This is a genomic window from Paenibacillus sp. G34, assembly GCF_056856875.1.
In genome coordinates this window covers 2,077,656-2,093,026 of sequence record NZ_CM166469.1, presented here as the reverse complement: position 1 = coordinate 2,093,026, position 15,371 = coordinate 2,077,656, and the positions used below count along the sequence as shown (strand labels likewise).

At 47.2% G+C, this 15,371-nt stretch carries 13 protein-coding genes; 4 read left to right on the top strand and 9 right to left on the bottom strand.

Annotated features, from left to right (window positions below; all coding sequences use genetic code 11):
• Positions 1-37: 37 nt before the first annotated feature.
• A complete protein-coding gene (locus AC1VYS_RS09605) occupies positions 38-1,216 on the top strand; it encodes a YheC/YheD family endospore coat-associated protein (protein ID WP_482914051.1) in 1,179 nt (392 codons plus the stop codon).
• Between the two features lie 172 nt (positions 1,217-1,388).
• Here the strand turns inward: AC1VYS_RS09605 and AC1VYS_RS09600 are convergent, their stop codons facing one another.
• The 9 genes from AC1VYS_RS09600 to AC1VYS_RS09560 all read right to left on the bottom strand — a co-directional run bounded on the left by AC1VYS_RS09600 (position 1,389) and on the right by AC1VYS_RS09560 (position 12,418).
• Entirely contained in the window at positions 1,389-3,299 is a 1,911-nt protein-coding gene (locus AC1VYS_RS09600) for an alginate lyase family protein (RefSeq protein WP_482914050.1), read from the bottom strand.
• On the bottom strand, positions 3,296-3,631 hold the full coding sequence (locus tag AC1VYS_RS09595; RefSeq protein WP_482914049.1) for a cupin domain-containing protein: 336 nt from the start codon (positions 3,629-3,631) through the stop codon (positions 3,296-3,298). Before AC1VYS_RS09595 ends, AC1VYS_RS09600 begins: the two co-directional genes overlap by 4 nt.
• A 90-nt stretch (positions 3,632-3,721) precedes the next feature.
• Positions 3,722-5,122 (bottom strand): ABC transporter substrate-binding protein, encoded by a 1,401-nt coding sequence (locus tag AC1VYS_RS09590; protein ID WP_482914048.1) that lies wholly within the window; start codon positions 5,120-5,122, stop codon positions 3,722-3,724.
• Between the two features lie 129 nt (positions 5,123-5,251).
• Positions 5,252-6,859 carry a response regulator gene (locus AC1VYS_RS09585; RefSeq protein WP_482914047.1) on the bottom strand — a complete coding sequence of 536 codons (1,608 nt, stop codon included), beginning with the start codon at positions 6,857-6,859 and terminating at the stop codon, positions 5,252-5,254.
• Positions 6,860-6,873: 14 nt separating this feature from the next.
• The gene (locus AC1VYS_RS09580) at positions 6,874-8,619 is read right to left on the bottom strand and encodes a sensor histidine kinase (protein WP_482914046.1); all 1,746 of its coding nucleotides are present in this window, start codon (positions 8,617-8,619) and stop codon (positions 6,874-6,876) included.
• 118 nt (positions 8,620-8,737) lie between these two features.
• The gene (locus AC1VYS_RS09575) at positions 8,738-9,619 is read right to left on the bottom strand and encodes a carbohydrate ABC transporter permease (protein WP_482914045.1); all 882 of its coding nucleotides are present in this window, start codon (positions 9,617-9,619) and stop codon (positions 8,738-8,740) included.
• A gap of 22 nt (positions 9,620-9,641) precedes the next feature.
• Positions 9,642-10,532 (bottom strand): carbohydrate ABC transporter permease, encoded by an 891-nt coding sequence (locus tag AC1VYS_RS09570; RefSeq protein WP_482914044.1) that lies wholly within the window; start codon positions 10,530-10,532, stop codon positions 9,642-9,644.
• Between the two features lie 197 nt (positions 10,533-10,729).
• On the bottom strand, positions 10,730-11,416 hold the full coding sequence (locus AC1VYS_RS09565) for an HAD family hydrolase (RefSeq protein ID WP_482914043.1): 687 nt from the start codon (positions 11,414-11,416) through the stop codon (positions 10,730-10,732).
• A 33-nt stretch (positions 11,417-11,449) separates the two neighbouring features.
• The gene (locus tag AC1VYS_RS09560; protein ID WP_482914042.1) at positions 11,450-12,418 is read right to left on the bottom strand and encodes a Gfo/Idh/MocA family protein; all 969 of its coding nucleotides are present in this window, start codon (positions 12,416-12,418) and stop codon (positions 11,450-11,452) included.
• Between the two features lie 405 nt (positions 12,419-12,823).
• Between AC1VYS_RS09560 and AC1VYS_RS09555 the strand changes: the two genes are divergently transcribed.
• The 3 genes from AC1VYS_RS09555 to AC1VYS_RS09545 all read left to right on the top strand — a co-directional run bounded on the left by AC1VYS_RS09555 (position 12,824) and on the right by AC1VYS_RS09545 (position 15,371).
• Positions 12,824-14,461, top strand: a complete 1,638-nt coding sequence (locus tag AC1VYS_RS09555; RefSeq protein WP_482914041.1) for a thiamine pyrophosphate-binding protein — start codon at positions 12,824-12,826, stop codon at positions 14,459-14,461.
• A gap of 12 nt (positions 14,462-14,473) precedes the next feature.
• The gene (locus AC1VYS_RS09550; RefSeq protein WP_441925662.1) at positions 14,474-14,842 is read left to right on the top strand and encodes a carboxymuconolactone decarboxylase family protein; all 369 of its coding nucleotides are present in this window, start codon (positions 14,474-14,476) and stop codon (positions 14,840-14,842) included.
• A gap of 187 nt (positions 14,843-15,029) precedes the next feature.
• Positions 15,030-15,371: a hypothetical protein gene (locus AC1VYS_RS09545; protein ID WP_482914040.1), complete on the top strand. Its 342-nt coding sequence runs from the start codon at positions 15,030-15,032 to the stop codon at positions 15,369-15,371.

Sequence of the window (15,371 nt, the reverse complement as noted above, 5' to 3'; positions counted from 1 at the left end):
CGGGCAGGAATACTGCATACAAAGAAGGTGATTGTTTGTGTCCTCACCTGTTCTGGGCATTATGACATTGTATCTGAATGAACACCGTGCTCTGGAAGAACGAAGCATCTACCGCCGAATGATTCTTGAGGGGCGCAAACGGGGACTCGATATTTATGTATTCACACCTGCGGATGTACATTCTGGCGGCAGGCAGATTGAAGCGATGGTGTATGACGAAAAGAAAGGCTGGTCCAGGGAATGGAGAGCATTCCCTGATCTGATCTTTGACCGATGCCGCATTCAGCGCAATCACCGTTTCCAGCAACTGCTTGCCTTTCGTGAGAAATATGGGCATCTACTCTTTCTGAACCGACCGTTGCGTAATAAATGGACCATTCATCAGACACTTTCCGAAAAATCCGCCTTTCGGCAGCATTTGCCGGAAACGATTTTATTTCAGGACATGTCCGATGTGAACCGCATGCTCAAGACCTCTCCGATCATCTATCTGAAACCGATCAACGGTACAGGTGGACGCGGCATTCTGCGCGTAGAACGCAGCATCAAGGAACCCAGCACAGTGCTTGTTCAAGGCCGGGATCAGAAACGTCGCATTATTACACCGCGCAAGGTTCATTTATCCAGACTTGGCCCCCTGCTCCAGCATTGGAACATGAAAGATAAATATTTGGTGCAAAAAGGGATTCAGCTCCAGCTTCCAAACGGAAGGGTACATGACTACCGCATGCTGGTTCAAAAGAATGGAGAAGGCGAATGGGAACTTACAGGATGCGCAGGACGTATGGGCGCAGAGAAAAGTGTAACCTCCAACCTTCATGGCGGCGGTCAGGCTGTTGCCATGCAACGTTTGATGAAACAGTGGATTCCCGAAGAAGAGCTGCGCGAAGAAGTCACGGCAACCGCAGAGAAATTTGGTATTGATGTGGCCTCATTCCTGGAGGATACGTACGGGGATCTGTGCGAGCTTGCACTCGATTTGGCGATAGACAAGAGCGGACAGATCTATCTGCTCGAGGTCAATCCCAAACCAGCCCGTGAAGTCTTCGCCAGAATTGGTGAACGAAGCATCTATTATAAAGCGATCACGCAGCCGCTCGAATATGCCTTGTGGGTGTACCGCAATCGTCCTCTCGAAGCAGTCAGGAAACCTCTTTCACCCAGGCCTGTTACTTCTAAAGCAACGAGAGTCAAGCGCAGACGGAGGGTGAAATAAACCAACTCGCTGAACATAGCGCGTAGCCTGCAAGCCGAGCAAAGTAAAAAGGATTGAAGGTTCAATAATACTTTGAGCCTTCAATCCTTTTCCAGTCCTACTTCAACCTCGCTAGCTTTAAGCATGGTGCACATCTTTTGATCCAATTACAGCATTTACATTTGGCTTATTGTTACTTCCAGTGCACTTGGTGTTCGTCGATCACAATCCGGGCTTCCTCGCCAAGATACTCATAAGAGAGCGTGAACCTCATTTGATCCGGCTCAAGCGCAGTCCCCGTAACTTTCACAGCCTCTTCTGATTCATCAGCCGGCAGGCATATAGCCACAACTCCCACTTTGCCCGAGAACTCAGCTTGGCCCTGAATAACAGCTGTTTCGGACTTCGAGCCGTAGATTTCCGATACCCAACCTACCTGCTCCGTTACCTCAAATGTGTCACTGCCTTCTCCCGCCATCAAAAACTTCATGCAGAGTTTGACTGAACTATCATCAAATCGAATGCCTGCTCTCTGTTTAGCCTGGTCTTCCTTCCGTATCACAAGTCTCGCTTCCGGATGCAGATGGAATCGCTGTTCCAGTGTGTGTGCCTTTTCAGCATCCAGCCAGTCCACCACCACAAGCAAAGGTACCCTTTTGCCTGCAAGCACCCACCGACGATGGCTAACCGGATCGGGTAGATGTGTATATCCATCTTGTGAAGCATCCATAAAGTGATAGTTGCCATGACTTTCATAGCGGTCTGTTGTCGCTTTTGCCTCAGGCTCACCCCATTGTTGTGTAGATACATATGGTGTCTGATCCGTCCCGTCTACGGTAATCGTATTATGAGCCCGTGTGCTTTTGAAATAATGACGCCACTGACCTTCTTCGTACGTATAACGTCCCGTATCCGTGAAGAACAGTCGGTTATTCCACATCCATTCGATGTTCAAAGCGTCCGCATGACCGTGAGCACCACCCATCGAGGCTGCATCAAAGAACAGATACTGACGATCATCCCTCATTACATAATATCCGGTCTGTGGAAAGGTACGGCTCGTCAATGAACGGGAAGCAACAGCCTGCAACCTGATGCATTGCTCATATTTTGTAGCGCCCACCAGCCAGAGACATTCTGAACTATCAGTCCCGCGAGCCATGAGATTCTCGTCTCCCAGAATCGCACCTAACAGCGTCAACCGCTGCCTTCCGTCACTAAGCCAGTCCGAATCTCCAATGCCTGTCGATTGGTGATCGGGTCTAATCATGGCTTCGGTGAATGCGGCCATATTCCGTAAACATTCCCCATACCACGCCGAGAAGGGATGTCCCGAAATACCTGCCAGCAGATACGGTGTGCCAAACATCTCAATACTTGCGTTATGATAGTGGGTGTTCAATTCGACCTGAATGCCCTCTTCATTCAACTGGTGCAGCAGGCACAGCTCCAGCCGTTCGGTAGCCACTTGACGCCAGAAGGGACTGCGTGGATGCTCCTTGTAGAAAGCCGCGATCATAAACAATCCCTGCATGTGCATAATGGCATGATTGATCTCCGTACTGCCGAGATAATGCGTCAGGAATTCCGCATGCTCCTCCAGTCCTTGCAGAAATTCGGCCCGAAAGGCATCGTCCAGTTGCGGACTCGATTCCATATATTTGTACGCGGCAATCCAGGATTGCACACGTAGACCGGTTTCAAGCAAACGCCAAGGACCTGGTTTCTGAAAAAAAACAGCCTCATCATATGCCAGATGAACAGGCACCGGATTCTGTTCTCGCCATGTACGATAGTGATCGATAAAGGTAGTCACATATAACGGGTTGCCTTTCATCAGATAAGCTTTACCTAAATCAAGCATATGCCAGTGCCTGTTGATGCCCCAAGTGAACTCCAGATCATTGGTCGGATTGTGAAGCCAGTCCACCGGCGTCCCCAGTGGAATCCAGTTAGTCAGATCATTCGTATATGGCACAATAAATTCATTGAGAATAGCCCGATTGGCAATCGTCACTGAATTTCGAGCTTCCTCCGGAAAATGCTCCTGGTAGTACAGAGCCGCCTGTTGTAGTTCATCTGCCGAAAGGTAAAAATCACTCATGCGTCTGCCTCAAGAAAATCCTGACGGAACGGCGTGAACACGTCCAGTATGATCGCATCTTCCAGCGCCTTTACTCCATGTGGCACATTCAAGCCGGCATAAAAGCTGTCTCCGGCTTTGAGAACTTTGGTCTCATCGCCCACCTGAACCTCAAAACTGCCCTTTACAATATAACTGACCTGTTCGTGTTCATCGTGGGAGTGAACTTCGCCAATCCCCCCTTTGCTGAACGTAACCTCTACCATCATTAGTGTGCCGCCCATACCCAAAATTTTACGCGAACTTGTTTCGTTAATGATATGTGGTTTTACGGAATTCTGGTCAATAATCATTGGATATTCCCCTCTCCCAGGTAAAATAATTTGAAATTTAGTAACGTTAAGCGACCGAAGTATGAATACGACGGCCGCCATGTTTAGGTTTTACTCTTCTTTGGACAGTTTACCCTGAAGCTTGGATGAATCAAAGGATGGATCAGCTTCAATTTTAGTCAGGCCTGCCGCTTTGCTTTTCTCAAGAGCCGCATTATACCGTGTGTTCAGATCCTTGATCACGCCATCCAGATCACCACCAGTGAATATATAAGCGGAGAATGCTTCAGCCCATTTCATACCTTCCAGAGAACTCTCTGTAATTACACTTGGATTGGCAGGGAAGATCGCGTCATACTTCTTAGGCAAGAAACCTTCAATGCCTGGAATGCTAGGTTTTTTATCCGAGCTGAGTACTGCAGGAATCAGAGAGATACCGTACCCTTTTTCATAATACTCGCTTTGCAGATCCGTGCTGTATACGTACTCCATGAACTTCCATGCTGCTTCTTTGTTCTTCGAGTCGGCATTAATGCCGATATATGAACCACCAATGACTTGTGAAGCGCCTTTAATCGTACCATCATCTGTTGGTACAGGTGCTGCACCCCAATTTTCTTTCGTCGGGAACTGATCTTTATAGACGCCCGGCTCACCGGAGTGATTGATGTACATCCCGATTTTGCCTTGTGCGAATTGCGCTCTCAGTGGGTCAATATCCAGGCTTTCCACACCCGGCAACATGCTGCCATCCTGATTCATTTGACGAAGTGCCTCGGCAATGGACTTGTACATGCTGAAGTCAAACTGACCCGTCTTATAGTTAAAACCGTCGATTCCTTCGTTCGTGCTTGCACCAGCAATCGTATTCGCCGCTCTCCAGAAACCGCTGCCACTTTTGAACGGGCTGGCGAAGCCATAGATGCCTTCGCTTTTTCCTGCTTCCGTAATTTTCTTCGCGTCCGCTACCATTTCGGCAATGGTTTTAGGCGGAGAAGCAATGCCTGCTTTTTTGAAAATATCTTTATTGTACACCAGTCTCCAGATCTGGCCTGTATTCGGAAGTGTATAGACTTTTCCATCAATCGTGTTTTTATTTTCGATCATGCTGTCTTTGAACGTTGCCTTCATGGCATCGCTCATATATCCGTCGATTGGGGCAAGATACCCCTTCTGGTAATACGTTTGGAAATCGTCAATTTGAAACACATCGGGAGCTTGTTTACTCGCAAAAGCGATATCGACGGCCTGCGGATAATTGTCACCCATGACGGTCATTTCCACTTCGATGTTATCTTTGTTCGTCTGGTTAAACTGATCAATCTTGGATTTCATAAAATCAGCATCGTGGCGATCCGGAGTCCAATAGATCACTTTTGTTTTCCCACTGCTCTGTTCCCCGCCGCCAGCCGCTGCCCCGCTGTCCGTTGTCGTTCCACTGTCTGTTGAACAACCGGCTACGGTTAATGCAAGCACAGCACTAAGTGTAGTCATCATCCACTTCTTAACCATTGAAATGCCCCCTTATGCTTGTCTGGACAACCTGTCTGGTTCCCCGTTACCGTAATGATATACGTTCCACTTCTGTCGAAGTGAGGGACATTCTGACTATGCAAGGTGGGACAAATGACGATCTCTGTCTTATCCGTTCTCATACATCTGCCGAAAATGTGTAGGGGTCATCCCGCAATACTTCTTGAAAAGGCCACTGAAATACGGTCTGTCCTCATACCCCAGCATCTGGCATATTTCCTGCACCTGCACGCCCGCAACCAGCAGTTCCTTGGCCTTTTCCATCCTGAGCTTCGTAATGTATTGGATTAGCGTCATGCCGGTTTCTTTCTTGAATGCATTGGCAAAGTAACTCGGACTTAAGTGAACCGACTGGGCACACATCTGCAGTGTCAGATTTTCAGACAGATTCATGCTGATAAACTCTTGGGATTTACTGATCGCCTGTTTGACATCCGTAAGCCGTTTCTTGTCCATAATCTCGCAGCCCATGCTGCTGAAATGTTTGATATAGGCTCCCCAGCCGTCAAAGGTCAACGAGCGCATCGCTTCAAGCACGGTCAGATCTGCTTCCAGACGAAGGCGCTCTTCTTCTGTGATCTCATCACAGAACGCCCGGTAGATCGCAAACGCGAGTCCTGACAACAGACGGATCATCGTCAGTGGTTCGGGGAAACCTTTGGCGTTCTGCCAGACTCCCAGAATATCATCGATAATTCGGTGACAGGAACTCTCATTGCCGCATTTCAGTGCGTAAAATAATTCCTTTTCCTTTTCCAAAGGATAGACGGGAGCGACAACTTCCTGATTCTCCAGTTCTGCATAGTTGAAAATGCAGTTCCCTTCACTGTAAAAACGGTAGGATATCGCCTTATCCGCATTGGCATAGGACATCCAAATTTCCTGTGGTCTCCGGGCAATGGTACCCAGACCAATGGAGATTGTCTTTTTGCTAAATTGCTCCACATTGTGACGGCATTGCTCCATGAGCTCAGATACCTCGATCTGGTCTGATGTATTAAATATAGCGGCCAGCCGGTAACGATTCTCACGCAGTACAATGCTTCTCGTATACCGATTCAATGTTTCGCTGACAATATTCTGTACTGCAAACGGAACGATCTCTGCATCCAGATGCATTGTTGAGCCGTAACGTGTATACCCATCCACCTCAATGACCATCACATTCAGATTGGAGGAATCCAGTTCCATGTTAAGCTCATCCCACCGGCTTTCGTTCAGGAACCCACCAATCTCATGGCGTAGCAGACCCAGAAGATAACTGTGACGTTCGTACTCGCTGCTGCTAACCGCTTTTTGTTTCAGCTTCTGAAGTTGCTGCGACTTCGCCTGTTCATTCTCAATGACCTGTCTCACTTTCAGTACCGCACCCAAAATTTCTTCAGGGGTAAACGGTTTGAGCAGATAATCGAAGGCTCCCAGCTTGATGGCTTCCTGGGCATATTGAAAATCGGAATATCCACTGATAAAAATAAATTTGGTTCTCAGACCGGCGTCCATTGCCCGCTTCATGAGTTCGAGTCCGCTGAGCCGAGGCATTTTGATATCCGTGATCACAATGTCTGGCTGCTGTTCAACCAGAAGGGACCAGCCCTGCTCCCCATTGTTCGCTGTGCCGACAATCCGTACCTCATGATCCTCCCACGGAATAGTGGAAGTGATGCCCTTGACCACGGCCTGAATATCATCCATAACACACATCGTCAGTTGCTCCATACGTACGCTCCCTCCTAGCTAATCGGAATGGTGATGACCACTGTAGTCCCCACATTTATTTCACTATGGAATACAAGCGATGCTTGCTCGCCATACTGTAGGCTTAATCGGTCCATCAGATTGGATATGGCATAGCCCTTCCGTTCGCCCTCAGCTAATTCTTCTGCGTGAACTTTCGCCACATCCATGCCGCACCCATTGTCCGTGACCGCAAGTCGCATTGTATCTTCATGACGATCAATGCGGATGAGAATGTGTCCCAGATCTTCCTTGTCATTAAAACCGTGCAGGATCGCGTTTTCAACCAGCGGCTGGAGCAAAATTTTCAAAATTTCGATACTCCTGCACGACTCCTCCGCTTCAATCCGGTATTCAAACAAGTCCTCGTAACATTGCTGCTGCAGCTGCATATATTGCTCGACGTGTTTGATCTCCTGCTCTACGGTGGTTATGTCTTTCCCATCATTCAAACCAAGCCTGAACAGCAGGGATAGAGACACAATCATGGCGCTGACATCCTGCTTCTCTCCGCTCTCGCTTTTCCAAAACATCGTATTTAACGTGTTGTACAGAAAATGAGGATCAACCTGGGCTTGAAGCGCCTTCACTTCCAGCCGCCGTTTGTCTTGTTCCGTGTCGCGTACCTCTTCAAACAAAATCTGAATCTGATCCAGCATCCGGTTGAAGCGATGTCCTACGGCGCTGACTTCATCGTCATATTTACTGCGAAACCGCACGTCCAGGTCATTGTATTCCACCTCAACCATGAGACGCCGCAATTTGTTCAGCGGTTTCAAGAGAGCAGAGGATAACAAGTCGGACAGCCCGAGCGCAAGTAAAATGCAAAGCAACATAATCAGAATGACCAGCCAGCGGATCTTCTTAAGTGGAGATAACAAATCGGCCTTGGACTGCACACTGACCATAACCCAGTCCTCATTCATGGATAGAGCCGAGTAGTTCACCAGCATGTCTTGCCCCTGTCCGTTCGTATAGGTGAAATCACCTGCTCCGCGATTTAAACGTTGTGCAAATCCAGGCTCTGTTACCAGGTCAAATGTTCCTGCCCCCGGACGAATGACTTCACTTCCGTTTTTATGCAATAAAAACAATTGTACCTGGCTGTTCATCAGATCCTGATTCAAAATGTCCCGCATCGCGGCTTCCCTCATGTTAACGACCATGTATACCTCTGAGAAGGTGTGGTTGTCGATCACAATCGGTTTGAGCAGCAGTGACAGGACATTACCCCGGGACTGAAATAAGGCAGTGGAGTGTGAACCGAACCACATCGTATTCCAGCCTGGCTTTTTGACAACCTCACCATATTCGTTATCAAACGCAGTGCTTTGATTCGGGAAGTCTTTTGTCGAGAAAAAATTGCCGATCGGTGTCTTCAAATATGCGGTATCAATCAGCGGCTCTACCAGCTTCAACTGGGCAAATGTTGTCTGGAGCAGAGAGAGATTCTGATAATAACGAGCATCATTGTGATTACGCACGTCCTGCATCACCTGTGTGAATGTGTCACTCAGCATGAACGAGTAGGATGAAACGACGATATGACGCAGATGCTCGTCCATCACCTGTACGGATTTGTTTAGAATGCTCTTCTTTAATTCAAGAGCGTTCCGCTCTATGCTTTTGGCAGCGAAGAGATAAGAGCAAATGCCCGTCACACTGATACACAAAACAACAAGAAAAATATAAATAAGTTGTATTCGTTTTTTCAGAGACATTTTGTAGAAATAAGACATCATAGGCGGTCGCTCCTTGAACAAGGACTAGCCCTGTCCGCTGTAATTAAAAAGAGTATAGCACAGCGGATTCTGCACGGAATACCGTTCCCCCCAATATCTCTTCCTCCGCTTTACCGACCTAACCTTTGACAGCACCCAGCGTGACTTGCATGAATGATTTATTCGCAAAAATGTATACGACTAATAGTGGCAAAATGGACAGACAAGCCCCAGCCATCATTAATTGCACCTCAGCTGCAGCCCCAATTCCGTAGCGAAGGTTCGCGAGACCAACCGGCAAGGTTTGCAACTTGGGATTACTCATCGTGAATACAAACGGAAGAATATATTCATTCCATGAGTTCTGGAAAACACCCAATCCCGCCACAGCCAGACCCGGACGCAGAAGTGGCAGAATAATCCGCCAGTAGGTGGTAAAGAAGTTACAGCCATCAATCATCGCAGCCTCGTCCAGTTCACGGGGGATGCTCTTGAAGAAGCCTACGAGAATGAAGTAGGTTGCCGCATGGGCACTGATTAATATGATGATGACACCCCACAGCGAATTATTCAGACCGAGCTTGACCATGAGATCAAATTGTGGTCTAAGTACAACTGCACCAATTGAAATAAACAACGTGGAGGCCATAAGCAGGGTATACGCCTTTTTGCCTTTAAAGTTCACCCGATCCACCGCATAAGCTGCCATCGAAGATACCAGCAGTGTACCTACCGTTGTAGCAATACTTACAAAGACGCTGTTGATCGTAAAGCCGGAAAAATTCGCGGTCTTCCACGCCTGAGCATAGTTCGTAAATTGCCATATCTTCGGCCAGATCGTTGCTCCTCCGGTAAGTTCCTGGTTGGTTTTGAACGATCCTAATAACACGAGGATGATCGGGAACAGGGACAAGATCGCAATGATCAGCAAAAATATAAAGAGGATGGTTCGCTTCGTCCAGCGAGTCCAGCGGAATGAGCTTGAATTCGAAGATGCAGGTGCAAGCACGGTTTGAGTCATCATCGTTCCCTCCTAATCATGATTAGTAGACATCATTAAGTTTTTTGGAAATCTGGAAGTAAATGAGCGTCACTGCCCCTACAATGAGAGCTGTTGTGAATCCGACTGCACTTCCGTAACCAAGCTGTTGCAAAGATTGCGTGTCCGCCGAAACAGGGAACAACAGTTTAAACAGGTACAGGTACATGACCTCTGTCTTGCCATAAGGTCCCCCCTCGGTTAATACCATAATACTCTCGTATCCTTTAAGTGCTGTCGTGATCGCAAGCATAATAATCATCTGCATCACAGGTCCAAGTAATGGAATCGTTACATTGCGCAATTTCTGGAACTCGCTCGCTCCATCCAGTGATGCTGCCTCGTATAACTCTTCAGGAATACTTTGCAGACCTGCAATAAACAACAACATGTAGTTACCTACAGCGCCCCAGATGGCAATTATGATCGTTGTCAGCATCGCATGGTTCGCATCCAGCCAGCCAATCGGCGAGGATATGATGTGATACTTCGTCAGCAGCTGATTCAGAATGCCGTTATATGAATTGAAAATGATGAAGAAGACAATCGCCATAACGGATGCACTGAAAATCGTTGGAAGATAGAAAACCGCTCTGAACAAAGAGCGTCCACGCCATTTGCGATTCAGGATAATCGCCAGAATCAGGGATAGCGGAATCGTGATGACGAGTTTCCCCAGTGCATATACCCCTGTATTTTTGACCGAATCCCAGAACTGTCCATCGCGCATAATCCGTGCAAAGTTATCAAGTCCGATGAAGATCGGCTTTCCAATGCCCTGATAATCATAGAACATGTAACGGAGAGCCCATAGCAACGGATAGATTCCGAATACCAGTGTAAGAAAGAGACTTGGGATGATGAAGATGTAAGCGTTCAGTTTGGATGGTTTCATCAGAATCGGACCCCCTATACCTTTTGAATGAAAGTATAGTGGGATTTACGACACATGCGGGATAGGGAAATCAACTTTCTACAGGGGAGGATGTGACTTCGTGCTCCAACCCCCAAAAAACCTGCACAGGCGTAAAATCGCCCAGGCAGGTTTATGATAAAGGGTGGATATATTAAAAATTAAGCCGAGTTACCGGCTCATTCTGCTTCTTCATATAGGCGGAGCAAATCCGCAAAATCGGAGATCAGCGCATCTGATCCGGCAAGCTCCTCGTCCCGGCCAAACCCGGCATAAGCACAACCAATGACAGTTTGGTTGTTCATTTTGCCCGCTTCGACATCGGAAGAACGATCCCCTACCATCCATGCATCCTGAATCCGGTGTTTCTGTAGCAGAATCTGCACCAAATTGATCTTGGAAGGTGTTTTGTACTGGCCCGCACTATATACCCCTTCAAACAGCGGCATAATCTCGTGTGCGAACGCAACGCCTTTCACATAATCCTCGAGACCGTTACTGGCAACAAACAGACGAACTCCCTTAGCTTTCAATGCTTCCAGCGTTTCTTTCACACCGGGATAGAGTTTCGAGTCGCCTCCATCGAGTCCTTCAATCTCCAATTGCAACAGTAATTCATCTGCACGGCGATGAGCCGCTTCGGATGCCTCAGGCATAACCACTTTCCAGATATCTTCAAGCAGCATACCCAGACTCCCAAGCATCCGCTCTTCCGGCGGAGTTTCTCCTTCAAAATGTCCCTCTGCACGCAAGGTATCAAATAACTGCTGGTAGGCAGGCAAAAGCAAGGTCTCTGTCTGAAACAGCGTGCCATCCATGTCAAAAATCATCGCTTCCGGTTTACGTAAAACATTTTTTGTTGTCATATTCAAACCGCTTCCTTTCGGAGTAAGATTCATTTATTGGCTGTTCCGAAGCGCTTCAAGTACTTGTTGTGCCTCATAACCATCGTGGAACGTATAAATTCTGCCAGGTTTGCCCTGAATTCTTGCGATTACATGTTTCAGAACAGGCAACTCACTGGAGGATTCCAGCACTTCTACGGGAGACAGCGGCTGTCCGATCTGCCCGCTCATCAGTTCCTCCCAGTTTTCCAGCGCAAGGGTACCTTCGGTGCCATATACAATCATGGACACTCTCTCTTCACCCGCAAAATGAGAAATCCCCTGCAGATGAACACGGGGTCCGTCCTGTACTTCAAGCACAGCTTGTACTTCCTGTTCACATGCATTCGGTTGATCTGCCGGATAAGTCACTTGAGCGTTCAGTACACTTAGCCGCCCGAATACATTCTGGATCATATGAATCCAGTGTATGCCAACTTCAAGGATAAATCCTCCCTGATCACGGCTTGTAATCCAATCATTCTGCTGCCATGAGCGCGGCCACTGCGGGAATTGCAGAATCAGGTCAATTTTGCGAATGTCACCCACTGCCCTTTGTTTAACCATCTCTTGCAGCTTTAACACGGCAGATTCATGCGGCATCGAGAAATGAATAGCGTGAACCACGCCAGCTTGTTCCGCGGCTTCCACCATCCTGCGTGCTTCGTCTAAACTGTTCGCGAGCGGTTTCTCGCAGAATACATGAATCCCACGCTTCAGCACTTCCATTACGACCGGATAATGATATTTAGGGGGTACAGCAATATACACAAGGTCAATCTGCTGCTCATCCAGCAGCTGTTTGTAGTCAAGATATGTTTTCACCGATGGATGGGTTGATGCAAAAGCCTGCATTCCTTGCTCATTCGCATCACACACCGCAGTTATCTCCACGGGTATATCCATTGATGTATTCTCCGCTTGATGAATCATATGTAAACCCATCTTACCCAGGCCGATTACAGCCATTTTCAATGATGTCATTGCGTTCCCTCCAATTCATTCTCAGTATATCAGAAATCTGATGTTATTTAAGTTGAATTAAAGATTATATACTATCCACTCCGATGACGTATATGCGAATAGTTCAACATATAGACACTCTGTTTATTCATCGCACTGTTGCATCATTGCGTTAATGCAACTAGGTAATAAGTTGCATAACCTGTTTTCTATATGTGAAATCGGATTCATAAAAATCAAATCGTTCACATCTTAAGCATCAGGAAATTCGAATCAGGAAAAGGATTGACAAAAAACCACAAAAAAAGATACGATTTCTAATACCAAGTAATCCTTCTTCTTACAACCTTAGACAAATACCAACATGCACAATCGGATAAACCGCCTGGTTCTAAAAACCTACTACTTGAAACGAGGTGTCCACGCGTGAGAACTGTTGCGGACTATTTAGCAGAAACACTGCGCAATCTGGGTGTCACTCATGTATTTGGTATTATCGGAAAATCAATCTGTCCTGCTCTTCTGAAAATGGTAGATTATGGTCTGGAGTTTATCCCTGGCCGTCATGAAGCCAGTTCAGGCTTTGCAGCATCGGGTTACGCATTGCAGACAGGCCGCCTGGGAGTGGCTTTTGCCACCTCGGGCCCTGGAGGAACCAATCTGCTCACAGCAGCAGCCCATGCCAAAGCCAACAATCTTCCCGTCTTATTCCTTACCGGTCATCAATCCATTCAGGAACTGGGCATCCCGCAGTGCCAAGATTCCTCTTCTTACCTGGCCGATCTGGCCGAAATGTTCAGACCCGCTACACTGTTCAGTAAACTGGTCGAGCGTGGAGATCACTTTGGAACCATTCTAAATCATGCGATTTCCATTGCACTAGGCCCAAACAAAGGCCCTGTCCATCTTTGTCTTCCTTTTGACGTACAAACCGAGCAGCTTTCAGCGTGCCGTATCGTTACTCCTGAACCTGAGCCATTGCTTAGTATCCATAATCTGAATCGAATACTGCCTATAACTCAGCAAGCCCGGCGTCCATTGATTATTGCAGGGAAAGGCGTAACTCGTTCCGGTGCACATGAAGAATTGCAGCAACTGGCTGAGATATTAAAGATTCCTGTTGTGACAACTCCCGGCGGCAAAGGAGCCATCGCATGGGATCATCCCTTGTATCACGGTCCATGTGGCGTAGGCGGTTTCCCTCATGGTGATGAGATGCTGAATGAAAGTGATCTGTATATTGTTCTCGGATCGAGGCTTAGCGATATGACGCTCTGTAATCTCAAGCCGCATAATCATCCTAAGCAGTTGATACAAATGGATACTGATCCCACTTTCGTGGGGAAAATTCTTCAATCTCAGACCTTACATATCACAGGCGACATCAAAGACAATCTGCAATATCTGCTTAGCACTCTTCCGTCCTCCCTTACATCTGCTTCTGAAGATGTCTCAGAGTCATTTGAATATCAATCACCGTTACCGGAATTGCCGCATTTGTCCCTTGCTTCCGTGCTGGATCAGATGAGCGACCTGCTTCCCTACGATCATAAATTATTCGTGGATGATGGCAGCCATGGCTTTCATGCCGTTCAGCGTTACAAAGTGAAGAAACCCGGCAGTTTCATATTTGATGCCTATTTTGCCTGCATGGGAAATGCCATCGGCATGGCTATTGGCGCCAAGGCCGCTTCGCCGGATGAAACGGTTGTATGCATTACCGGAGACGGATGTTTCATGATGCTTGGCTCGGAAATTAATACCGCCGTATGCAAGAATATTCCTGTCATTTTTATCGTTGTAAATAACAAACAGCTGGACATGGCACTGAAAGGTATGGAAAAAACGACGGGGCGCACGGATGGCACATTATTCGAGGTTCCAATGGATGCCGTCAAATTCGCGGAATCTCTGGGAGCTACGGCTTTTCGTGCAGAAACGTTATCACAGTTCTCTGCAGCACTGGAGGCATCGCTGGAGCTAAAACAAGTCGCTGTCATCGAACTGCTGACCGATCGGGATGAAATTCCGCCAACAGCTCACCGCGTTGTCAATTTGGATTAGGAGGCACGAATCATGAGTGAACAGGTGACACAAGGATTAGACCGCTTTGCCAAGCTTTCCGGGGAATATGGTGCAAAGGCACTGGCCCCGATTAAAGAGCATTTCCCGGAGTTGTCCGAATTTATTATGGGAACGGCATATGGTGATATTTTTCAACGGACAACCATTACGGACCAGTGGAAGGAAGTCGCTATCATTTCGTCTTTAATCACGCAGGGACAGTTCGAACAGCTCGGTGTTCATTATGCTATGGCTCTAAGCGTAGGGGTTACGGTAGATGAACTGAAGGGCGTATTACTCCATCTGGCTCCGTGCGTAGGCGCTCCCCGTATTATCAGTGCCTTTAATGTGTTGCTTGCCACGCTGGAGGAAATCCAGTAATTCAATGTTCTACATTTTTATACATGATTCGACCTTTTTATTGATCTTTTTACATTATTACCTTTATAATATGGGTAAATTATCCTTCCGGCTTAACAACCTGGTAGCCTCTTTTTAGGGTCTAATGGACGGCATCATTCCATAGAGGATAGCTTTCACTCATATTACAAAGGAGAGAAAACACGTAATGGGAAAATTTATTCTAAAGACGGATGCTTCAAACAAGGTGTTGTACATTGAATTGGAAGGTTCTTTTTCTCAAGAGGACGGTCTCCGTTCAATCTCGGCGTATCAGGATACGATTACCTCTATCAATACCAAGGAGTTCAACCTGGACATTGACTGCAAAAAGCTGAATGTCACTGCTCCTGAAATTGTACCTCTTCTTGAGGGATGTCTGGCCATGTTCAAAAAGGATGAATACAAAAAAGTAGTCCTGACCCTCGAAAACAATGCCATATTAAAAATGCAGCTTGCCAGACTTGGTCGGACCGTAGGGCTGGACAATCTGGAAATTATTTCGGCGTAG